The organism is Desulfothermus naphthae (assembly GCF_054657475.1).
Genome location: NZ_BAAHYQ010000003.1, coordinates 411,693 through 433,185, shown reverse-complemented (window position 1 = coordinate 433,185; position 21,493 = coordinate 411,693). Strand labels below are relative to the sequence as shown.

At 33.6% G+C, this 21,493-nt stretch carries 23 protein-coding genes; 2 read left to right on the top strand and 21 right to left on the bottom strand.

The features are described from left to right. Positions 1-6: 6 nt before the first annotated feature. The 12 genes from ACYQ1E_RS13635 to ACYQ1E_RS13580 all read right to left on the bottom strand — a co-directional run bounded on the left by ACYQ1E_RS13635 (position 7) and on the right by ACYQ1E_RS13580 (position 9,525). Positions 7-2,379, bottom strand: coding sequence for a toll/interleukin-1 receptor domain-containing protein (locus ACYQ1E_RS13635; protein WP_459880519.1), 2,373 nt, complete (start codon positions 2,377-2,379; stop codon positions 7-9). 118 nt (positions 2,380-2,497) lie between these two features. Further along, complete coding sequence (locus tag ACYQ1E_RS13630) at positions 2,498-2,779, bottom strand: type II toxin-antitoxin system RelE family toxin (RefSeq protein WP_459880516.1); 282 nt, start codon at positions 2,777-2,779, stop codon at positions 2,498-2,500. Beyond that, a complete protein-coding gene (locus ACYQ1E_RS13625; protein ID WP_459880513.1) occupies positions 2,766-2,996 on the bottom strand; it encodes a hypothetical protein in 231 nt (76 codons plus the stop codon). Before ACYQ1E_RS13625 ends, ACYQ1E_RS13630 begins: the two co-directional genes overlap by 14 nt. A 785-nt stretch (positions 2,997-3,781) precedes the next feature. Further along, positions 3,782-3,946 carry a hypothetical protein gene (locus tag ACYQ1E_RS13620; RefSeq protein WP_459880510.1) on the bottom strand — a complete coding sequence of 55 codons (165 nt, stop codon included), beginning with the start codon at positions 3,944-3,946 and terminating at the stop codon, positions 3,782-3,784. A gap of 1 nt (position 3,947) precedes the next feature. Continuing rightward, entirely contained in the window at positions 3,948-4,457 is a 510-nt protein-coding gene (locus ACYQ1E_RS13615) for a hypothetical protein (RefSeq protein ID WP_459880507.1), read from the bottom strand. A 32-nt stretch (positions 4,458-4,489) separates the two neighbouring features. Then, entirely contained in the window at positions 4,490-4,981 is a 492-nt protein-coding gene (locus ACYQ1E_RS13610) for a Panacea domain-containing protein (RefSeq protein ID WP_459880504.1), read from the bottom strand. A gap of 1 nt (position 4,982) precedes the next feature. After that, complete coding sequence (locus tag ACYQ1E_RS13605; protein WP_459880502.1) at positions 4,983-5,843, bottom strand: hypothetical protein; 861 nt, start codon at positions 5,841-5,843, stop codon at positions 4,983-4,985. 761 nt (positions 5,844-6,604) lie between these two features. Further along, on the bottom strand, positions 6,605-6,814 hold the full coding sequence (locus tag ACYQ1E_RS13600; RefSeq protein ID WP_459880499.1) for a HepT-like ribonuclease domain-containing protein: 210 nt from the start codon (positions 6,812-6,814) through the stop codon (positions 6,605-6,607). Between the two features lie 155 nt (positions 6,815-6,969). Then, on the bottom strand, positions 6,970-7,218 hold the full coding sequence (locus ACYQ1E_RS13595; protein ID WP_459881791.1) for a nucleotidyltransferase family protein: 249 nt from the start codon (positions 7,216-7,218) through the stop codon (positions 6,970-6,972). Between the two features lie 840 nt (positions 7,219-8,058). Beyond that, a complete protein-coding gene (locus ACYQ1E_RS13590) occupies positions 8,059-8,475 on the bottom strand; it encodes a type II toxin-antitoxin system VapC family toxin (RefSeq protein ID WP_459880497.1) in 417 nt (138 codons plus the stop codon). A gap of 662 nt (positions 8,476-9,137) precedes the next feature. After that, the gene (locus ACYQ1E_RS13585) at positions 9,138-9,338 is read right to left on the bottom strand and encodes a type II toxin-antitoxin system RelE family toxin (protein ID WP_459880494.1); all 201 of its coding nucleotides are present in this window, start codon (positions 9,336-9,338) and stop codon (positions 9,138-9,140) included. Continuing rightward, complete coding sequence (locus ACYQ1E_RS13580; protein ID WP_459880491.1) at positions 9,331-9,525, bottom strand: hypothetical protein; 195 nt, start codon at positions 9,523-9,525, stop codon at positions 9,331-9,333. The genes ACYQ1E_RS13585 and ACYQ1E_RS13580 overlap by 8 nt, the downstream gene beginning before the upstream one ends. 210 nt (positions 9,526-9,735) lie before the next feature. Between ACYQ1E_RS13580 and ACYQ1E_RS13575 the strand changes: the two genes are divergently transcribed. Continuing rightward, positions 9,736-10,728 (top strand): phage integrase N-terminal SAM-like domain-containing protein, encoded by a 993-nt coding sequence (locus ACYQ1E_RS13575; RefSeq protein WP_459880488.1) that lies wholly within the window; start codon positions 9,736-9,738, stop codon positions 10,726-10,728. Between the two features lie 195 nt (positions 10,729-10,923). On the opposite strand, the gene ACYQ1E_RS13570 is transcribed toward ACYQ1E_RS13575, so the two are convergent. Continuing rightward, on the bottom strand, positions 10,924-12,216 hold the full coding sequence (locus tag ACYQ1E_RS13570) for an IS1380 family transposase (RefSeq protein WP_459874960.1): 1,293 nt from the start codon (positions 12,214-12,216) through the stop codon (positions 10,924-10,926). A gap of 216 nt (positions 12,217-12,432) precedes the next feature. Between ACYQ1E_RS13570 and ACYQ1E_RS13565 the strand changes: the two genes are divergently transcribed. After that, positions 12,433-12,756, top strand: coding sequence for a tyrosine-type recombinase/integrase (locus tag ACYQ1E_RS13565; protein WP_459880485.1), 324 nt, complete (start codon positions 12,433-12,435; stop codon positions 12,754-12,756). Between the two features lie 39 nt (positions 12,757-12,795). On the opposite strand, the gene ACYQ1E_RS13560 is transcribed toward ACYQ1E_RS13565, so the two are convergent. The 8 genes from ACYQ1E_RS13560 to fliF form a co-directional block, all read right to left on the bottom strand. Further along, positions 12,796-13,428 (bottom strand): 7-carboxy-7-deazaguanine synthase QueE, encoded by a 633-nt coding sequence (locus tag ACYQ1E_RS13560; RefSeq protein WP_459880482.1) that lies wholly within the window; start codon positions 13,426-13,428, stop codon positions 12,796-12,798. Between the two features lie 64 nt (positions 13,429-13,492). Beyond that, positions 13,493-15,709, bottom strand: a complete 2,217-nt coding sequence (gene clpA, locus ACYQ1E_RS13555) for an ATP-dependent Clp protease ATP-binding subunit ClpA (RefSeq protein WP_459880479.1) — start codon at positions 15,707-15,709, stop codon at positions 13,493-13,495. Positions 15,710-15,711: 2 nt separating this feature from the next. Further along, entirely contained in the window at positions 15,712-16,023 is a 312-nt protein-coding gene (gene clpS / locus ACYQ1E_RS13550) for an ATP-dependent Clp protease adapter ClpS (RefSeq protein WP_459880476.1), read from the bottom strand. Then, positions 16,007-16,618, bottom strand: a complete 612-nt coding sequence (locus ACYQ1E_RS13545) for a class IV adenylate cyclase (RefSeq protein ID WP_459880473.1) — start codon at positions 16,616-16,618, stop codon at positions 16,007-16,009. Before ACYQ1E_RS13545 ends, clpS begins: the two co-directional genes overlap by 17 nt. A 191-nt stretch (positions 16,619-16,809) precedes the next feature. Beyond that, positions 16,810-18,114, bottom strand: a complete 1,305-nt coding sequence (locus tag ACYQ1E_RS13540; RefSeq protein ID WP_459880470.1) for a FliI/YscN family ATPase — start codon at positions 18,112-18,114, stop codon at positions 16,810-16,812. A 3-nt stretch (positions 18,115-18,117) separates the two neighbouring features. Continuing rightward, entirely contained in the window at positions 18,118-18,843 is a 726-nt protein-coding gene (locus ACYQ1E_RS13535) for a FliH/SctL family protein (RefSeq protein WP_459880467.1), read from the bottom strand. Beyond that, a complete protein-coding gene (fliG, locus tag ACYQ1E_RS13530) occupies positions 18,830-19,846 on the bottom strand; it encodes a flagellar motor switch protein FliG (protein WP_459880463.1) in 1,017 nt (338 codons plus the stop codon). Before fliG ends, ACYQ1E_RS13535 begins: the two co-directional genes overlap by 14 nt. Before the next feature lie 5 nt (positions 19,847-19,851). After that, the gene (gene fliF, locus ACYQ1E_RS13525; RefSeq protein ID WP_459880457.1) at positions 19,852-21,447 is read right to left on the bottom strand and encodes a flagellar basal-body MS-ring/collar protein FliF; all 1,596 of its coding nucleotides are present in this window, start codon (positions 21,445-21,447) and stop codon (positions 19,852-19,854) included. Positions 21,448-21,493 lie beyond the last annotated feature (46 nt).

Genomic DNA, 21,493 nt, shown 5'->3' with positions numbered 1-21,493 from the left:
TTTCATCTAGAAAATATCCAAACTGGACATCCTCACTAAATGATTATTCATTAAATAATCTTCATCCAAGTTTAAAACAAATGAATTATTGCTATAATCAAGACTTAGTTCTTCTACAAAAATAGGATGAATGATAAAGCTGTTTCCCTCAAATGAACTTTGTGACAATCGATCAAATATTATTGAACCTTCATTAAAATAGAAACTATCGAGTATTTGAATATGTTGTTCCTTCGCAAAGGAAGGATCAAGTTGTAATCCTAGCAAACCAATTTCATATAAAATTTTTAATTTGTCTTTAAAATTCGAAATCCATTCATTTGGTAGCATATGAAAATCTACACCCTTTAATCGACTATATAATTCCTCATAAGTCATTATTTGTGGTGCCTTATAGAGACTTTGCAATATCTTATTTAAATTTTTGATTACTTGCTTATATTCTCTTATAAATTCTGTTTGCACAATCCTCCTTGTGGTTACACCTATTATCATGCGTATTTGCTCTGTGGTAAATAGATCATTATCAGATAACGATGTTGCAGCTGTTAATAAAGAAGCATAATATGTTAATACATCTCTAGGCCTCCAAAAAGTATGCCTTAAAACATAACAAAAGAGATTAATATGAATACGTTGATCGTTAAATTCAAATTCAAGAGTAGTAGGAAGTTTGCTTATATAGGTCCTAAATAATCTATTTAATTCGTCAAGTACATTTTTATTTTCTTTTATTGGTTCATTGTACATATAACTCAGTCTTTTCAATAACATTTCAGCTAGATATATCCCTGTCCAATCTAAATCTGTAGTATGCTCTATATTTAAATATGCATCACGATCTTTATGGATAACTTGCATATAAGAATCTTTTGGTATAGTAATACAAAAATCTAATCTTTTAGAAATTGGATCATACCAACCCTTACGGCAACCTTTTAACTCTAAAATTAATATCATAAGAGAGTGTATGCATGCAGATTCAATATATTTCAAATAACTATTATTTTCATCCCCCATCTTTAGTTGAATATGTTGTCTAAACATAGAAAATACTGTATCAAAATCATCCAAAACTAATAGAGCATATTTGTCACAATTAGATACTATATTACGTATGCTATCAAGTAACTTTTCACCTAATAAATATTTTAAGTATTGTTCTTTATTAACATTTGAATCAACATACTTAATGACATCATGAAAAGTTTTTCCATCCAGCGCCTTAGATATCTGATTTTCCCAAAATTCGCAAAAAGCTATAGAAGCTGTCGTAAAGTATGTACTTGCTTCAATATTTCCACTTTGTCCAAAAGAAAATTCTTTAAAAGCCTTTGATAGAACTGGATAATATTTTTGCTGTTTAATGTTTAGTTTATTATTTTTCCCCAAATCATCTAATGCATTTGCTAGACAAATATAAATTAGTCCAAGCCATGTATATTTAAATATAAGTTCTAATGGATAAAACTGCGTAAATTCTTTTGCAGTGCGACTAATATATGAACTAGACATACTGTCAAAACCATTAATTTTATTTGTAGTAGAATTATAAAAAAGTGAATAATCGATAAATTGTGATGCAGCTAAAAGGTTGATATAGTCGGCACTTATTACTATATTTGTTTTGTATCGTTCGTATCTTAGTTCAGGTAATGAGTTAGCAACAGTAGATTTGCCAGATCCCTTTCGTCCTATCAGGAAAAATGCATGTTGACTCTCTACATTTTTATAGGACTTAGTAGAAACAAATAAATGATTCAAAAATTCTGGGTGGTTCTGGATCCATCCCCTTGTAATTTTTGTTTTTGCAAAAAGTAGCTGTATAAATTCTGTATATTTTTCTTCAGGTAGTGCTATGCGAACAGAAATTTTTGCTTCAATAGTCCTAGCTATTTCTCTAAAAACCGGAAAAAATAAATTTTGTAAATTTTTTGAAAGAGTATATCTACCAGTTTTTTGCTCTTGTTTTTGCTCTTGTGGAGTGAATTTTCTAAGATCTTTATATATAAAATCTTTCAGTGGTTCCGGAATAGAAGTTTCTTCATTTCCCTCAAATAATAAGGGCAAACATAAAAAATCATCCTCTTCATTTAATATTCTTTTTCTTATTATTTGAAATTCTTTAAAAACACCCCCTATAGTATTTTCAACTCTACGCTTATATTCAGGTGTTAACAGAATAATTACAACAGGGCAACTTTCAAGATATTGCATATAATTGGGGATATTTCTTCCAATCTTGAGAAATTTTCTATCTAGAAAAAGTCTTATTTTATTGGGAAGGTGATCTGTAAGGAATTTAGTAAAACCAGCAACGCGAGTTATAGTTGTGTCGTGATGTGCATATGAGATGAATACAGCATGCCTTGTATCCATTGTGCTAATCTCCCATTATATTTTTGCAGAACGTTAAAGCTAAGCTGCCGACAACCGCAAGCCTAAGGCGCAGCGGGTTGGCGGTCAGCTTCAGCGCCTTGTTAGAAATTTTTTATAGTTATTTTACTTTCTTTATCAATCTCTTATAATCATCATGATGACCAATCCAAAACCATACAATTAAATTTTTTTCATAAATACATAATGCTCTATATCCTTTTGTAATCCTTAATGACCATATTTCTTCTTCTGAATTTACACATTTAAAATGTAAGGAAGGATGAAAAGGATTTTCTTTCCATAACTGAAATGCTTTTCTCGCTTGTCTTTTTATATTTTCTTGAAGTCTTTCATAATGTTTCCAAAAAGATGGTAAAGTTTTGACTTTATAATCTATCATAATCAAAATCTTCTATATTACCTTTTTTAATCTCTTCTTTAACTTCCCTAGCTATTCGAGATATCTCCTTCTCAGATTTTTTAAATAACAAATCCCATTTAATTTCATCTTGTAATTCTGTAATATAATTATACAAATGATTTAATACTTGTTCTTGTTTATTCTCAGGTAAAGATTCCAACATCTTATTAATTGTATTTAAGGTAGTACCTTTCATCTTCCATCCTCATCCATTATTTTTTTAATTTCTAACGCAAAGCTCAGTGGCGAGCAACCGCCAAGCCATAGGCGCAGGCGGGTTGCGAGTCCACTGGAGCAATTTGTTAGAGATTTTATTACTATGTTACTAAGCTCTATACCTCTGTCTTATCTAAATACTACTTAATTATCTAACACAAAATCTATTTATATCTTATCTATTTTATCTCTTTAAAGACAAAATAAGCAAATAGCTTCTTTCTTTTTTAATTTTATCTATCCTGCAATAAATAATCTCTTTCATGCAACTCATTATCTATTTGCAATGGTATTTTATAGTCCAAATTTTTAATTATCTCTTCATTTCAAAATTATAGAACATGGCAAATAATAATCTCTCTTATCAAATAACTTTTTCATTTTTAATTCAGTCTATTCTGCAATAAATTATCTCTTTAATGCAACTACTTATCTCTTTTCTATGTTCTTTTATAATCCACCTATTAAATTATCTCTTTATTGAAAAATTATAGAATATGGCAACAAATAATCTTTCTCTTCAATCTCTTTATAATCCATCCTCTAATTTTGCTTCTTACCGCAAGATTATCTATTAATGCAATGAATAATCAAAAAGCTTATTTCTTTTTCAACATTATCTCTTTAAATCAAAATAATCTCTTCATCTACAACTAATCAAAACACCAACTATAATTTCATTCCTCTTCCTCTAACGTCATGGGTCAGTGGCTGGTATGGAGCGCCAGCGGAATACCAGTCCACTGCACCCAATTGTTAGCATGATTAATCCTTTTTGTCTTTTTTTGGCGGTTTAACCGGTGGAGTAGGCGGTGTATAATCAACCGGCGGTAAATCTTTTTCTATAATTTCTTTATCCCGAGATGGTTTTGGGGGACCCCCTAGTTTGTCCGTTATTTGTTTAGGAGTTTTTTGAGATTTCTCAGACATTTTATACTCCATAAAAATTAGTTACGTAAATCTGCGCCATTTCTTTTGCTTTGTTAAACAATTTCTTTTTTTCTGGCAGAGACTGATGGCTTAGATGTTTATGCAATAATTTGTTTTTCTTTTTTCTAATCTCAAATTGCAACCTATTTATTTCTTCATTAGTAAGTCTTCCTTCAGCGACGTCAAACCATCTCATTTCAGCGAAATTAAGTAGCTCTTCTAAATCTCGTAATAATGATGATATTACTTTCATTCTCTTTTTAAATGGAAGAAATTGTTTAACTGCTGTTATCAATTGAGAAATCGCAATAATAAGAGCCCAAATAAAACTATATTTATTCCATATTGCCCATCCACAAATACTGCTACTTGATGTAATTGCTAAAAAGGCATTAATTCCTTTTTCTAATTTTTCAGATTGTTCAAAATATAGACCTAAATAGTATACGTGTACTATTAATTGATATAATTCTCTCCAATATCTATCTTGATATACACTTGGAGTACTCATTTTATCTTATCTATAAACGCTAACACCCAAGCTTAGGGGCGGCGCTGTAAGCGCCGTCCCCTAGAGCGGTTTGTTAGCTGCTTTTTCTCTTTTGCTGACTTTACTAAATCTAAAACAGAAAATTTATCTTGGGTCTTTACAGGGTAGGTCGAATAAATTAAATCAACAAATTGATCCCAATATAGTGACTTCGTTTCCTCTATCACTTCTTTTAAAATATCTATCTCTTCTTCAGTTAGATCATATTTTTTACTTTTTTTCTTAGAAATTATGATTGTTTTAGGATCACCAAATATTGTCATATCACGTTTGATTTCTAAATGTGGATCCTCTTTTGCCTCATTAAATACATCCTCAACATAAGGACCATAATAATTAAAAAACCATGTTATATTTGTTAGTTGTTTACCATATTTTAGTGCCGCCTTCCAATCTGCTAGATAAACAAGTTTTGTTAAACGAGCCTTTGATAACTCGTTTTGATATGGATAATGATCACAAATATATCTTATTATTTCTCTCAACTTACTCATCGCCCGTCCCTTCTTTATAAATTGTTTTAAGACTTATAGGTTTTAATGTTGTTATTATTTTTATAAAAAAATCATGATGTCTCTCAACTATTTCATCAATAATGTTAGCAGCTTTTTTCCTTTTATCCCTTAATGGAAAGTGATTATTGGTTGTTTCAAAAACTAATAAACCCACTTTCTTATCATGATGATCAAAAATTGGTCTAATCTCAAACAAGGTACTTTTCATTGATAACTTTTCATAATCTTCTTTTGAGAATTTATATTTACTACAAATCTCATCTAAAGACATACTTGATAGCGATGCTGAATAATTATTTCCATCATCCAACCAAGCCTCTCCTAGACATCCTTGATAATCCGGAATTTTGAAACGCCCTTGTTTAACATAGTTTGGGTTTTTACTCCATCTACCAGCATTATAAAAAAAATTATCATGATGAAAATACAAAGTAATTCGTAAAGTTCCACTAGAATCAAAGTTTTCCCTCCATATTTGCCTTAAATATTCCCGTGAAAGTTCTAAAAGAGTTTCACAGAATTTTATCCTTATAGATTGAATTTTTTCTTGAGCTTGATTTAACTCAACTTTATGTTTTTTCATTAATTCTAGTTTTTCTTTCCCTGCTTGAATATAACCTTTAATTGAGATGAAAAGAAAAGATATAAAGCTAATGATAGGCCATTTTTCATATAGTATTAAGGAAATAATAGATTTACTAAAGGTGTCCTCTTTAACATGAGACCATGCAGGAAGAAGATGAAAGAAAAATGATAATGATATTGCTACGCCAATGCTCCCAATAGCTTGTTGTAACTCTGCCTTTTTTTCTCTTAATGCTAGAGGTAACATTTCTTATCTAGCAAGCTAACGCAAAGCTCAGTGGCGAGCAACCGCCAAGCCATAGGCGCAGGCGGGTTGCGAGTCCACTGGAGCAATTTGTTAGAGATTTTATTACTATGTTACTAAGCTCTATACCTCTGTCTTATCTAAATACTACTTAATTATCTAACACAAAATCTATTTATATCTTATCTATTTTATCTCTTTAAAGACAAAATAAGCAAATAGCTTCTTTCTTTTTTAATTTTATCTATCCTGCAATAAATAATCTCTTTCATGCAACTCATTATCTATTTGCAATGGTATTTTATAGTCCAAATTTTTAATTATCTCTTCATTTCAAAATTATAGAACATGGCAAATAATAATCTCTCTTATCAAATAACTTTTTCATTTTTAATTCAGTCTATTCTGCAATAAATTATCTCTTTAATGCAACTACTTATCTCTTTTCTATGTTCTTTTATAATCCACCTATTAAATTATCTCTTTATTGAAAAATTATAGAATATGGCAACAAATAATCTTTCTCTTCAATCTCTTTATAATCCATCCTCTAATTTTGCTTCTTACCGCAAGATTATCTATTAATGCAATGAATAATCAAAAAGCTTATTTCTTTTTCAACATTATCTCTTTAAATCAAAATAATCTCTTCATCTACAACTAATCAAAACACCAACTATAATTTCATTCCTCTTCCTCTAACGTTAGAGGTCAGCGGCGAGCGGTTAGCGAGTCCGCTGAACCGACTTGTTAGCCCTTTGATTTTATATTGTTTTTAAAATCTCTTCTATTGTATCTTTAAGCTCTGGTATTTTATTCTTGCATACTTCATAAATTATCTCTGCATCAATATCAAAATATTGATGACTTATTATATCTCTCATTCCTTTTATCTCTTTCCAATCAATAGAGGAATATTTAGAAAATAATTTCCCTTCTATAAGTTTATCTATTTTTTTTAACAGTTTCTCCAATTGATATAAGTTACATACATATTAAATCCAATTTCTCCATACCTCCTAAAGAATTGGTAAAATCTAATACTTTTCTTACTGGTGCAAAACGATATAGAATAACTTCTAATGCATTATTCATTTAATGTAAGATTTCTATTATCAATTCCTTATCGTTATACATAAATAGAATCTCTTTCTATTCTTTTTTTCAAAGATGGGTTTATATCATTTCTAACTCTTATAATATCAACATGATTATTAAATTTTTCTTCCAATTCTATTTTTATCCTACCTAACAAAAACAAATCTGAATATTTCTGTTCTACAACTACACCTATACCACTTTTTTGATTATATTCATTTCTTGCTATAGAGCCAAATATACCTATCTTAATAATTTTATCTTTATATTTTTCTTTTATTTTCTATTATTCTTTTATTATTACTTCTCTATTAATAACTTTTTTCATCACTTTTATTTAGGGCTAACGCAAAGCTCAGTGGCGAGCAACCGCCAAGCCATAGGCGCAGGCGGGTTGCGAGTCCACTGGAGCAATTTGTTAGAGATTTTATTACTATGTTACTAAGCTCTATACCTCTGTCTTATCTAAATACTACTTAATTATCTAACACAAAATCTATTTATATCTTATCTATTTTATCTCTTTAAAGACAAAATAAGCAAATAGCTTCTTTCTTTTTTAATTTTATCTATCCTGCAATAAATAATCTCTTTCATGCAACTCATTATCTATTTGCAATGGTATTTTATAGTCCAAATTTTTAATTATCTCTTCATTTCAAAATTATAGAACATGGCAAATAATAATCTCTCTTATCAAATAACTTTTTCATTTTTAATTCAGTCTATTCTGCAATAAATTATCTCTTTAATGCAACTACTTATCTCTTTTCTATGTTCTTTTATAATCCACCTATTAAATTATCTCTTTATTGAAAAATTATAGAATATGGCAACAAATAATCTTTCTCTTCAATCTCTTTATAATCCATCCTCTAATTTTGCTTCTTACCGCAAGATTATCTATTAATGCAATGAATAATCAAAAAGCTTATTTCTTTTTCAACATTATCTCTTTAAATCAAAATAATCTCTTCATCTACAACTAATCAAAACACCAACTATAATTTCATTCCTCTTCCTCTAACGCAAAGCTCAGTGGCGAGCAACCGCCAAGCCGTAGGCGCAGGCGGGTTGCGAGTCCACTGCAGCGCCTTGTTAGCGTAACCGTTTGTAATGATTATATTTCTTTTATACTTATTTCCTTTATTCGTCTAAAATCAGAAACATTTCTCGTAACTATAGTTGAAACACCATATGAAATGCCAATACTAGCTATTTCCACATCATGTATCCATAAACCACGAGGATTATATTTTTGAATTAATTCCTCAAAAATCTTAAATGATTTCGGGGTGGGATAAAGCACAATAATATCTCTTAATAATTCTTTTAAGATCTCTAAACATTCATCTGTTGATAATCCCATCTCTATATCTCTTGTCAATACTACTAAAAATTCAGAAATATTCTTTGATGTTGTAAAAAGTCTTACTTCTGGATCTAATAAAATATTCCATGCTCGGTGATGAAACTGAGAATCAGCATCAACCGCATAAATAAGAACATTTGTGTCTATTAATATAGAATTACTCATATGCCATTTTTCTTATGTTTACTTTGTCAAATTTTCCTTGTAAATGAAGAGTTTTTATTCGTTTTTCCTTTTGAATGTTATTTTTTTAAATTTTAACATATTTTTCTAACTGAAATAAATATTCTTCTGGGATAGAGTCAATTTCTTTTTTTATTTTTTCTTTCAACTCCATCTATTTTGCCCTTTTTAGATTTATTATAAAAACAGTCTAAATTATATATCCTTATATGCTAACGCCAAAGCTCAGTGGCGAGCAACCGCCAAGCCGTAGGCGCAGGCGGGTTGCGAGTCCACTGCAGCGCCTTGTTCGGCGAAAGCCTATTTATATAAGATATTGTTTTTATAAAACTTCTATCTTTCTCGTTCTTAATTTTTCTTTATTCTGTTTTTGTATTATGGGTCAATTACATAGAATTCTGCAGGATACTATAATATCAGCAATTCTCGGTGAGTTTGTAAACGTAGGATTTACAAAAAAATACGAGAACAATTATAATTATTTTTGTAGAATATATTAAAAAAAATAAACAAAAAGATATTCTATAACTGTCTCTAAATAACTATATAAGACCGTAAAATCAAATTATTTCTCACCGAGAATTAATGATTTAATATCCATCCCTTCTATGACCTATTTTCAATATATAAATCTCTTTTTTATCTCAATCTATATTAAATAATACTCTGTGATTTCCTATTCTTAATCTATAATCTGCTAAAGGATGATTTCTTAAATGTTTAATCTGGGAAATATTAGGACAATTTTTTAATTCTTCTATATCCATTTTTATTTTTGGTAAATTGTTTTTAGATATTTTCTTTAAATCTTTTAATACACTTTTTGCATAGATTATCTTAAACATCTAATTCTTTCCATATTTCATCATGTTCAAAAACTTCTCCATGTTTTATTTCTTTTTTTCGGAATAATATTTCATCTTTTAGTTTTTTATATTTTGCTTGATTAAGTAATAATTTCAAAAAATACATAATTTTTTCTTGGTCATTTTTATCTAGTTTCTGCAATATTTCTAGTTCAGTTCTATTCATCTTTGATATGATATCCTTATCGTTTTATTATGCGCCGAACAGTTTATTAGAAGTAATCATTTTTTCGTGAGCTTGACATAATCTGTTTATTCTACTAAACATATATTCTGTCAAACTCACAACCGAGTACACCCTAAAAAACCCATTTTGATAAAAATATGGATAACAATATATCATTAACTTTCCCTAATGTCAAGGAGATTGTGAAAAATGTCTACTACAAATTTATCTCAAAAATCTTTATGGAGTCAGTATCAACAAGCACTTAAAAAGCGAAAGGTCCCTCAAAAACAGTGGCGTTGGATGGCGCGCTGGGTACAGAATTATATCAGCCAGGTTAATCAGATTAATCCTAATGAAACAAATAAAAACCTGTATTCTAAAAACTCCCTTTTAGGTTATCTGCAGGAGTTAGGCAGAAAAAAGAGTATCCAATATATGCAGTTCCTACAGGCAGTAGAAGCTCTTAAGATATTTTTTTGTGACCTTTTAAACCCATCTTGGGCTAATAACTTTAATTGGGATTTCTGGAAACAATCAGCAAAAAACATCTCTTCTGAACATCCTACTTTAAAACGTGAAGTGCCTCAAAACTCCTCTCAAGATGAAAAACAACAAAAATTGAATTCAAGAAGTTCAAAATCAGTTCAGAATAAAAATGATTATATATTTGCTAAAGTAAGAGATGAAATTAGAAGCAGATATTATTCCATTCGTACCGAAGAAACATACTTAAACTGGCTTAAAAAATTTATCAATTTTCACAAACACCAAGATATTACTCAAATGGGTGAGGTTCAAGTCAAAGCATTCCTTGAATATCTGGCAGTTAAAAGAAATGTATCGCCTGCTACTCAAAAACAAGCCCTTAATGCCCTTATATTTGTGTACAGGGAGGTATTAAATCGTCCCCTGGAACTTGGTAATTTTCAAAGGCCAAGGCCTAAACAAAATTTACCAGTAATACTTACTAAAGCTGAGGTTCATGCACTTCTTTCCAAACTCACAGGAGTTCATGAATTAATGGCTGGCCTGCTATATGGAACAGGTATGAGACTCATGGAATGTGTCAGATTGCGTGTTAAAGATATTAATTTTGGTTATAAATACATAACTGTACGTTCAGGAAAGGGCGACAAAGACAGGCGTGTTCCTTTGCCGGAAAAATATTACCTAAAATCTGCAATTACAGTTCAATCGTAAGCAACTGATTGTTCTGGACAGAGATACCTAGATATGGAGCTGTTATGTTAAAGGATATGTCTCCCTCATTGTGACTTGGAAGGCTTTTTCAGGTAGAAGCTGCGGTCAGTGGCACTCTTTACGGGTGTGTAAAGGCACACCACTGCACATGGACTTACGCAAAATCCTATTTTGGAGGATACTCTCAAAAAAAGATTAAGCAAATTGTAATGACCGGATGGAATTTTCTATCTTTATCCAACGTTCTTTGAAAAAATAATCCCTCGATAATCGAAGGAACCATTGTCGTCCCGCATGCATCAGCCGAGCTGGAACATGGATTAGAAACATGCGGATTGTGTTGGGCTCTTCTCTAAAACCATCTTCATCGTTGAGCCACATCATCCAAACCAGTAGATTGTAAGCCAGAATACAGGTCTGGAATATGGCGGAGTTGGCCCAAAAATCCTGTGTCAAAATGCTTCCAGAGGCCATCTGTCCCTTACACCACTCAATCCAGTTTTCACTGGCCCCCCGTTGGCAATAATACCTGTGGACGTCCCAGGGACTCAGGTTCATATTTGTTACATAACAAAAATAATCATACTCAGTCTTTGTAACGCTGAAAAAAAAGCAACTAAATTTGCTCTCTATTACTTGACGTACGGCCACAAACCGGCGGGGGTGCTTCCACCTTTCACATTTGTATGTGAATTCGGTCTTCTCATAGCCAGGTCTATTTTTAACCTTGTGCCATTTCTGAGTTTCTAAAAGCTGAGTGAGTCCTCGCATCTTAACCTTGATTAAGTACAAAGCATGAGCCTCTTCTAAGTAGTCTAAAAGTTCTCCATTAAAAAAGGCGGAATCTGCACGTACAATAATTTTCCAGACTCTCCTTGGAAGCTTGGCAAAGCACTCTTGCATAAACTCTACACAACCATTGGCTGAATAAGCATCTCCGGCTCTAAACCAGTTGTGAAGACATTCCCGCGTCTCAGCAATAAAGCAAAGTAGCGGATGATATCCCCTTTGTCCTGGCTTCTTGGGGTTGTAACCCTTCTCGGCACCTTCCTGTTTCCCATACACCCCACGCACTGTAGAGTCCAAATCTAAAGTGATGCGGCTAAACCATTTTTTACCCCAAACCTTTTTGCGCACTTTTGTTTCTACATCGGAGAGCTCATTGCAATGTCGGGGATTAAACAACTTAAAAACCCGATTTATGGTAGTATAGTCAGGAAACCTTTCCCATTTAAAAAGCGACCTCAATGCTAAATCAGATTTTAGGATAAATACATGGCTCATATGCTTAGCCCCGGCTAACACTGCCATCATCAAAATCATGATAATGTCGGAAACCTTATACTGTGCGGTAGCTCCCCGCTTAATAGTAATGTGTTGCTCAAGCATCTTGGGAAGCTTCAGTTTGTCAGCAAACAGGCCCAGCAATACCAGTCCGGCGTTGCCCGTAAGATTTTTTTCAGTGAACTTAACATGGAATCTACGCATAGAATCAGTGCCTCCTTCATACTTCCTATTTGAAACACTTTATACCATTAATTCACTATATTGTCAAGCTAAACATTATCTTATGATGCAAATTTTAGGTATTATTATAAATTACAGGAACATTTATGCAAAGTAAAAGAGCTACATGAAAGCGACCTCAGCAGAGGCTTTGGAGAGGTATATCTTCCTTATGCCCTGGACAGAAAATATCCAGGGATGTCTAAAGAATGGATATGGCAATATGTTTTTCCTTCTTCCAGACTTTCTGTTGATCCAAGGACAGGAAAGGTCAGACGACATCATGTCCATGAAAACAGCCTACAAAAGGCCATTAAAAAGGCTGCCCTTAAAGCAGGTTTGACCAAAAGAGTTAGCTGCCATACACTCAGACACAGTTTTGCCACCCATTTACTTGAAGCAGGTTATGACATACGCACAGTCCAGGACCTCTTAGGCCATGCTGATGTCTCCACCACTATGATATATACCCATGTAATGAACAGACCAGGAGTGATTGTTAAAAGCCCTGTTGATATGTAAATATATTATCTATTTCTAAAATTTTGCAAAATTTTAAACTCACACTCCCCTTCTCTCTCCAAAACACAATATGTGGAGACGGGGTGTCATTTTAAATCCATACTTTTTACAAAATTCAAATACAATGGGCATATTGTGAATTTGTTCTTCCCTTGTATGCCCAAAAGGCATAATATAGACATGTTCTTTTTTTATGTTATTCATAAAGACAAAGTCTACTATAAGATCTAAGTTCTTTTCATTGGCCAGTAATTTAAAATAATGGCAATGAAAGAGATTTTTTGATCTAAAATACCATTTACCATTAAAATACTTTGGACTACATACTACTACTCCATAAGACTCTTTGGGAATTTCTACTTTGCCGCTGGTTTCATATTGAATGAAAAATGAATTTTGTTTTAATATTTGTGCAAGTTTTTTTAATCCCAAATTCCATTGTAAAAAGGGCTCTCCTCCTGTTATAACTACGTTTTTGCACCTGTATTTTTTGATTTCATAAAAAATTTGGTCTATTGAAAGGGGATAGAAATTCTCCCATGCATATTTTGTATCGCAAAAAGGACAATATGGCTCTATACAACCACCAAGCCTTAAAAAAACAAAAGGAGACCCTATAAAAGGTCCCTCTCCCTGGAGAGAATAAAATATTTCATTAACCTTTAATTTCACAATAATTTCTGACTATTTTACCAATCAAAAATCCTTTCATACTCAGAACTACGAAAAAAATATTCTAATTTTCAAACTTAAATTCAAGCCTATCTTCTTTTCCCTCATTTTTTGCTATAACCAAGACCTTTCCTCCTCCACTGAGCTTACCAAAAAGTATCTCATCAGTAAGTGGGTCTGCAATCTCCTTTTGCACCACCCTTCTCATTGGTCTTGCGCCATAATCTGGATCAAATCCTTTTTTCGCCAGGACCTCCCTTGCAGATTCGTCCAGTAGCACTTGAACCTTTTTATCCCTTAATTGCTCATTTAATTCCTTAATGAACTTATCTACTATCATCTTCATCAAATCTCTATTGAGGGGTTTAAAAGGAACAATTCCATCTAATCTATTTCTAAACTCTGGGGAAAAATATTTCTCTGCTGCCTTCACTCCCTTATGTGCTTTGTCTTCAATTTCTTCTTTAGCAAAACCAATAGACGTAGAAGACATATCCCTTGCACCAACATTGGAGGTCATAAGCAAGATTACATGCCTGAAGTCTGCTTTTCTGCCTGTGTTATCAGTCAAAGTTGCATAATCCATAACCTGAAGTAATATATTAAAGAGGTCTGAATGGGCCTTTTCTATCTCATCTAAAAGCAAAACACTGTGTGGATGTTTTCTAATACTATCAGTCAGTAACCCCCCTTGATCAAAGCCAATATATCCTGGAGGAGCACCAATTAGGCGTGCTACAGAATGTTGCTCCATGTATTCACTCATATCAAACCTCAAGAAATTAATTCCAAGAATATTAGCAAGTTGTCTTGCAAGTTCTGTCTTTCCAACACCTGTTGGACCAACAAATAGGAAGCTACCAATAGGTTTATTGGGCTCTCTTAACCCAGCACGGGAACGTTTTATAGCACGCACAACTTGCTCAATTGCCTGATCCTGTCCAAAGACAACCTGTTTTAGTTCTGTCTCTAGGTTCTTAAGTCTATCCTTATCTGAAGTGGTTACACTTTTAATTGGCACGCGAGCAATCTTAGCAACTACATTTTCTATATCTTTTACAGATATTACCTTTTTCTTTCGCTCCTTCAAGGAAAAATAGGCTCCACATTCGTCTATTACGTCTATTGCCTTGTCTGGCAAAAACCTATCTGGCAGGTATTTAATTGTGAGGTCAACCGCTGCTTCTATGGCCTTTTTTGAATATCTGATATTGTGATGTTGTTCGTAATATTTTTTAAGACCCTTTAATATTTCAACGCTTTCATCTCTGCTGGGCTCTAAAATATCTATTTTTTGAAAACGTCTGGAAAGGGCCCTGTCTTTTTCAAATAGATTTTTATATTCTTCATAAGTGGTTGATCCTATACATCTAATTTCTCCTGAAGCCAGCACAGGCTTTAAGATATTTGATGCATCTAAAGACCCACCACTGGTTGCGCCAGCACCAACAATAGTATGTATCTCGTCAATAAAAAGGATTACATTTTCCTTTTTCTTTTTGAGTTCATTAATGATACCCTTTAATCTTCCTTCAAAGTCTCCTCTAAACTTTGTCCCTGCAACTAGAGATCCCATATCAAGGGCGTAAATCTTGGTTTCCTGGAATTTTTTTGGTACTTCTCCCCTGGCAATCTTTAGGGCAAGACCTTCTGCCAGTGCGGTTTTACCAACACCAGGCTCACCTACATATAAAGGATTGTTCTTCCTCCTACGAGACAAAATCTGGATGGTTCGCTCAATTTCCTCTTCACGCCCAATTAAAGGATCTATAAGCCCCATCTGGGCCTTTACTACAAGGTCCTGGGTATATCTTTCTAAAAAAGACTCTCTTCTTGGACTTTCAACCTCTTCTTTTGGTTGGCCATGGGATATATATTCCAATATATCCAGCCTCTCTACACCGTGACTCTTTAAAAAATACGTAGCATATGAATCTTCTTCTTCCATTAGGGAAGCCAGAAAATCTCCCAACTCTACCCGTGGTTTTTCAGCTGACTGAACATGAAAGATCGCTCGCTGAATTACCCGTTGAACAGCCAGGGTCTGGATGACTTCTCGTCCATGTGACCCAGGATATACATCCAAATTATCTATAAAATACCTCTCTAACTGTCCCTTTAGTTTGTTTACATTAACCCCACAATTTTTCAGGAGGATTTTCCCCTGAGGTATAAGTAAATAGGCATAAAGTACATGTTCTAAGGTCAAAAATTCGTGGTGTCGTATCCTTACTTCTCTAATTGCCAATGCAAATACCTTTTCTAAATCTTTACTTAACATATCTAAACCTCTTCCATGGTGCATTTTAAAGGGAATCCTTTTTTTCTAGCCATCTTGTGTACTAAAGCCACCTTTGTTTCTGCTATCTCAGCTGGATATATTCCACATACCCCAACTCCTTTTTTATGCACATTCAACATAATGGCCACAGCTTCTTCTTTGCTTTTGTGAAAGACCCTCATTAAAATGTCGACTACAAAGTCCATAGTGGTGTAATCATCGTTATGGAGCAAAACTTTGTATTTAGGTGGCTCCTTAAGTTCTTCTTCTATAAGTATGTCTTCCTGGAGTTCTGGTCTATTTTCTATAGTCATAATCCAAAACTCCTTTATAGGATTTTTTATATTTAGTCCAATCCTTAAAAACAAAACTATCCATTGGTGGAAGTCCTAATTTTTTTCTAATTTGAGCGTTGATATCATGATAGGTCAAGGTTGAAGAATTCCCATAATCCAGATCTAACTCAATGGCAATTTTTTTTAAATCTCCTGTTCCTTCGATTTCTAAATAATCACCAAAAGGTAGAGTGTCCAGGCATATAATAGTATTATCAACCTCCCACTTTTCCCTTATTTTCTCATATTTAAGAGAAATTTCAAGTCCAATATTGGTCAGGGTAATTACCAAATTTTCCCTATTGTCAATAATGGTTTCAAATTCTTCAACTATTTTTTCTTCCTTTAATTTTTGGGCAGGGATTGGTTTTTTCAAACACAAGGTATGGGTTTTATTTGTACTTCTTAGCCTTAAAAGTATTCCCTGATTTTTTAACCTTTTATCAGGATAATCAAACACAATATTTTGTTCAAAATACCTGTCTATAAAAATTGCCCCCAGATTTTTTAACCGATTTCTAATGTCTTCAAATCCGTGCTTAACGAAAAATTTTACTTCCCTTTCAATGGCCATAATTTTTACTCATATTCATATTTAAAGGGTTTATGGGTTGATGGGTTAATGGGTTGAGGTATGAACCCAATAAACCCACAAACTCAACACCCCCTAAACCCAGTAAACCCAAGATATAAACATTTAAATTGAGTAAGTATTAATTTATTTTAAAGCAGCGGGATGGTCAAGGTATTAAAAACAATTTGTCATCAATTTTGTATAATTGATTTTAGCCTTGCAAAAGAGTCTTCTAAAGAGGATCTTTCTTGTACATCCTGGGTTAAAAATTCATTTATTTTGTCAATTTTTTCTATTGCAAAATCAATTTTTGTGTTAGAACCCTTAGAATATGCTCCTATATTTATCATATCTTCCACCCTTTTATATGTGGCCAAGGTGGAGAGAATCTTTTTGCTCAGATTAAAGAGTTCCCTATCTATTATCAGGGGCATCAATCTGCTAATGCTTTTTAACACATCTATTGCTGGATAATGTCCCTGGTCTGCCAGTTCCCTTGTTAGCACAATATGTCCATCTACTATTGATCTAACTGCATCTGCAATTGGTTCTGTAAAATCATCCCCTTCAACCAAGACCGTATATATTCCAGTTATTGTGCCCTTGTCAGATGTGCCAGCCCTTTCTAGCAATTTAGGCAATTGAGAAAATACAGATGGAGTGTAACCCTTAGTTGTGGGTGGCTCCCCAATAGATAGACCAACTTCCCTGGATGCCATTGCAAACCTGGTTATTGAATCCATCATAAAGAGTACATCCTTTGACATATCTCTAAAATATTCTGCTATTGTTTGGGCAGTATAGACCGCCCTTATCCTCTCAAGTGGTGATAGATCTGAAGTGGCCACCACCACTACAGACTTTTTTAATCCCTCTTCCCCTAATGAATCTTCAATAAATTCATTAACTTCTCTTCCACGTTCTCCCACAAGGCAAATTACATTTACATCTGCATTTGTATATCTGGCTATCATACCAAGTAAAGTGGATTTTCCAACACCAGATCCTGCCATTATAGCTATTCTTTGCCCTTTTCCAATGGTGATAAGCCCATTTATTGCCCTTACCCCCACGTCTAAGGGGGTATCTATACGGCGCCTTAAAATGGGATTTAAAGGTTCTGCATATAAAGGATAAAAATTGGATACCTTTATTTTACCTTTTCCATCTAATGGGTTTAAAAAAGAATCAACCACCCTTCCTAAAAGCTCAAAACCCACTCCAATAAGAGGTGGGGTGTTAGAATTTTTTATATATGAACCAGGTTTAATCCCTCTTAGCTCACCACAGGGCATCAGCAGTACACTGGAATTTCTAAAACCCACTACCTCTGCAGGAATAGACTTACCATTTTCAACTATCACCTCACAAACTGAACCAATAGAGGTATTTAGCCCTTTTCCTTCTATTACAAGCCCAATCACCTTATTTATCTTTCCAAAGCTCTCAGTGCTTTTAATGGAAACAATTTTATTGATTGCATCTTTTATTTTCATAACTTAATCATCTATTTCAACATCTTCTAAAATTTTTTTAACCATTTCATATCTTTTATTAAAAGATTCCGTTACTTTAACCACACCTGTATCTACTACCACTTCTCCAGCTTTTATATTATCTTTTTTCATAATATGCCAATTCTTTATGTCAAAATATTTTTCTTTAACATGCTCTATTAATTCTTGTACCAGGGGAAAATCTTCTTCAGAAACATATATTTTTACACTCCTTGCTTCTTTAATCTCCTTTAAACATGAATTAAGTAGTTCCTCTAAAATCCTTTTTCTTTGTTTAATATATGCAAAACCTGTTATCTTCTCTACTGAAACCAAAATCAATTCCAATATATCATCTCTAAAAGTTTTTATTATGTTTTGTTTTTTCTGTTCAATGGAATCTATCAAGGCAAGGAATTTATCTTTCATCTGGGATTTTAAATCATCTCCTTCTTGTTGAGCCTTTTTCAGACCTTCCTCATATCCTCTTTGATATCCTTCATTATAGCCCTGCTCCTGGGCCTGTAGTTTAATTGATTTTGCTTTTTTATAAGCATTTTTTATTATGTTTGAAGCCTCTACAGAGGCCTTTTGTTTAATTTTATTGAGAAATCTTTTTTCAATCTCCTCGTCCCATAAATCCAATTCTGTATGTTTTTTGGCAAATTCCTCTTCGTCTATTACAAACCCAGTATTTCCCACAATTATTCTCCCTTTAGATGAGGACATCTTCTCCTCCCTTACCAGCGATAACTATTCTACCTTCAGCTTCTAACTGTCTAACAATACGCACAATATTTCTCTGGGCCTGTTCCACATCTGAAAGTCTTACAGGTCCCATTATCTCAAGGTCTTCTTTAATCATAGTTGCTGCACGCTCTGATAAGTTAGAGAAGAACTTTTCTTTTAATTCATCTGATGCACCTTTTAAGGCCAAAGTTAAATCTTCGTTGGAGATTTCTTTTAATAATTCCCTGATGGAACGATCATCAAGGTTCTTAATATCTTCAAAAACAAACATAAGCTCTCTGATCTCTTCAGCCATTTGTGGGGATTCAGTTTCAATCTCAGCAAGGACCTCTTCTTCTATGGAACGCTCTGTTGCATTTAATATTTCTGCAACTGCCTGTACTCCGCCAACTTTTTGACCTTCTCCACCCATTGCTTCTAACTGTTCCCTTAAGACAAAATCCACTTCATATAACATCTCCAATGGTACACTTTCCAATTTTGCCAATCTCAAAAGGACCTCCGGCCTTACCCCAGGTGGGAGGTTTTTCAAAACTTCAGCAGCCTGATGTGGTGGAAGGTGTCCAAGTATCAGGGCAAGGGTCTGGGGGTGTTCATTGGCAAGAATTCGAGCCATTATATTAGGACTATAATTCTCCAGCCCTTTAAAAGGAGGAGGTTTATGTTCAGTTTCCAATCTTTTCATAATATCTTCTACACTCTCCCCATCCAGGACCTTAGACAAAATTCTCTTTGCCTGTGAAGGGCCACCAACAAGGGCCCTCTTTCCAGACAAAAAGGTCTCATGAAATTCTGTTAAAACTGCTTCTACAATTTCCTGTGGCACAGTCTCTAATTCCACCATTGCCTTTGAAACTTTTACTATCTCATCTCTATCCAGCTCTTTAAATATTTTTTGGACATACTCATCTCCCATTGTCAAAAGCAGGATCGCTGTCTTTTGAACTCCAGTTAACTCCTTAGGATCTTTGATCTCTTCCATATTTTTTATCTCCTCACATCATCTCGCATCCAATTTTTTATTATAATCAATGCCTCGTCTGAGTGTTTGTCCAGAATATTTGCAACCTTTTGTTTTAATTCTTCAAAAGGCCGTTTGGCCTCAAGCGCAGCCAGTTCCTCTTCACTAAGCTGAGGTTCCTCCACTTCCTTTTCTTCTCCCTCTGGCAATTCTTCTAACTCCGCAGTTTCTTCTTCAACTTTTGGCTTGATAAGTGATAATACCACTGGCCTCACTACAAGTAGCAAGAAGAGCAAGATTACCAGACTATTTAAAATTGGAGTGAGGAATTTAGATAAATAATCAAGTAACACCTGCCAAAAAGTTGGCCCACCCAGCTCTAATGGGGTAAATTGCATGGAAACCACTTCTACACTATCTCCTCGTTTAGGATTTATGCCAACTGCATTTTTTACCAATTCCTTTATCTTTTCTAACTCATCCTTGGATCTTGGAACAAAAATCTTATTACCATCTTTACCCTTTTTATAATATCCATCAACTAATACTGCTACAGTTATGTGATCTATTTGCCCCTTTGGGATATATATTTTCCTCTCTTCTTTGTTTATTTCATAATTTAAGGTTTTCTGGGAACGCTCTGTTTGTTCTTTTGTGGTAGTACTACCAGTTTTTTGATATTGCACTCCAGGCTTTGATGTCTCAGCCTGTGTAACTCCTATTGAAGATTCTTTTACCTTTTGTTCGCTCCTTATAACTGTTTTGTCTGGATCATATAATTCTTTATAAATATTCTGCTCACTTAAATCAAGGTCAACATTCACCTGGGCTATTACCTTTCCAGGGCCTACAACGGGTATGAGGAGGGTCCTTATTCTTCTACTCAATGTTTTTTCAAGATTAAGCTTATATTCTAACTGGGTAGTGGTCAAAGCAATGTCCTTTGATGTGATAAATGGTCTATTTAAAAGTTCACCTCGTGTATTTATTAAAGTAATGTTTTCAGGTTTTAATCCTTCAACTGCTGTGGCCACAAGATTTACAATACTCTTTACCTGTTCCTTTGAAAGTTCCTTTCCACGTTTTAATTGCACAAGTATAGAAGCCGAGGCTGGGGTCTGTTCTTCAACAAATAAAGATTTTTTTGGCAATACAAGGTGAACCCTACACCCTTGAATTTCAGGCATGGACATTATAGTCCTTTCAAGTTCTCCCTGAAGTGCCCTTTGGTAATTTATCTGTTGTATAAAATCTGTCTGTCCAATAGATGACTTTGAAAAAATTTCAAAACCTACTGTTCCTTTGCTTAGCAACCCCTGACCTGCTATCTCCAGCCTTAAATCATAAACCTTATCCTTAGGTACCAAAATAGTGGTTCCGCCTTGCTTTAATTTATATTTTACTTTTTTACTTTTTAAATATTTTACAATTAATGCTGAATCCTCCTGTCTGAGGTTGGAATAAAGCACAGCATATTCTTCTCTATTTAAAAAATAGAGGAGCATTATAAATACTATAGTAAGAGAGACAAGTACACCAATAGCCAGGACCCTTTGGGGAAGTGTGCCCTTATCCCACAACTCCTTTATCTTTTCCTTCCAGGAAGACAAAAAATTCACCATTTGTGCTCGTCTCCTTAAATTATTAACTCAAATTTGTTGAAAAAAC

What these genes read in the sequence shown, in the direction of transcription:
- fliF (WP_459880457.1), bottom strand. Translation starts at nt 21,447, where the DNA reads ATGGTGAATTTTTTGTCTTCCTGGAAGGAAAAGATAAAGGAGTTGTGG.
- ACYQ1E_RS13635 (WP_459880519.1), bottom strand. Translation starts at nt 2,379, where the DNA reads ATGGATACAAGGCATGCTGTATTCATCTCATATGCACATCACGACACA.
- clpA (WP_459880479.1), bottom strand. Translation starts at nt 15,709, where the DNA reads ATGTTAAGTAAAGATTTAGAAAAGGTATTTGCATTGGCAATTAGAGAA.
- ACYQ1E_RS13620 (WP_459880510.1), bottom strand. Translation starts at nt 3,946, where the DNA reads ATGTCTGAGAAATCTCAAAAAACTCCTAAACAAATAACGGACAAACTA.
- ACYQ1E_RS13615 (WP_459880507.1), bottom strand. Translation starts at nt 4,457, where the DNA reads ATGAGTACTCCAAGTGTATATCAAGATAGATATTGGAGAGAATTATAT.
- ACYQ1E_RS13630 (WP_459880516.1), bottom strand. Translation starts at nt 2,779, where the DNA reads ATGATAGATTATAAAGTCAAAACTTTACCATCTTTTTGGAAACATTAT.
- clpS (WP_459880476.1), bottom strand. Translation starts at nt 16,023, where the DNA reads ATGACTATAGAAAATAGACCAGAACTCCAGGAAGACATACTTATAGAA.
- ACYQ1E_RS13625 (WP_459880513.1), bottom strand. Translation starts at nt 2,996, where the DNA reads ATGAAAGGTACTACCTTAAATACAATTAATAAGATGTTGGAATCTTTA.
- ACYQ1E_RS13545 (WP_459880473.1), bottom strand. Translation starts at nt 16,618, where the DNA reads ATGGCCATTGAAAGGGAAGTAAAATTTTTCGTTAAGCACGGATTTGAA.
- ACYQ1E_RS13605 (WP_459880502.1), bottom strand. Translation starts at nt 5,843, where the DNA reads ATGTTACCTCTAGCATTAAGAGAAAAAAAGGCAGAGTTACAACAAGCT.
- ACYQ1E_RS13540 (WP_459880470.1), bottom strand. Translation starts at nt 18,114, where the DNA reads ATGAAAATAAAAGATGCAATCAATAAAATTGTTTCCATTAAAAGCACT.
- ACYQ1E_RS13580 (WP_459880491.1), bottom strand. Translation starts at nt 9,525, where the DNA reads ATGAATAGAACTGAACTAGAAATATTGCAGAAACTAGATAAAAATGAC.
- ACYQ1E_RS13535 (WP_459880467.1), bottom strand. Translation starts at nt 18,843, where the DNA reads ATGTCCTCATCTAAAGGGAGAATAATTGTGGGAAATACTGGGTTTGTA.
- ACYQ1E_RS13565 (WP_459880485.1), top strand. Translation starts at nt 12,433, where the DNA reads ATGTCTAAAGAATGGATATGGCAATATGTTTTTCCTTCTTCCAGACTT.
- ACYQ1E_RS13590 (WP_459880497.1), bottom strand. Translation starts at nt 8,475, where the DNA reads ATGAGTAATTCTATATTAATAGACACAAATGTTCTTATTTATGCGGTT.
- ACYQ1E_RS13575 (WP_459880488.1), top strand. Translation starts at nt 9,736, where the DNA reads ATGTCTACTACAAATTTATCTCAAAAATCTTTATGGAGTCAGTATCAA.
- ACYQ1E_RS13570 (WP_459874960.1), bottom strand. Translation starts at nt 12,216, where the DNA reads ATGCGTAGATTCCATGTTAAGTTCACTGAAAAAAATCTTACGGGCAAC.
- ACYQ1E_RS13585 (WP_459880494.1), bottom strand. Translation starts at nt 9,338, where the DNA reads ATGTTTAAGATAATCTATGCAAAAAGTGTATTAAAAGATTTAAAGAAA.
- fliG (WP_459880463.1), bottom strand. Translation starts at nt 19,846, where the DNA reads ATGGAAGAGATCAAAGATCCTAAGGAGTTAACTGGAGTTCAAAAGACA.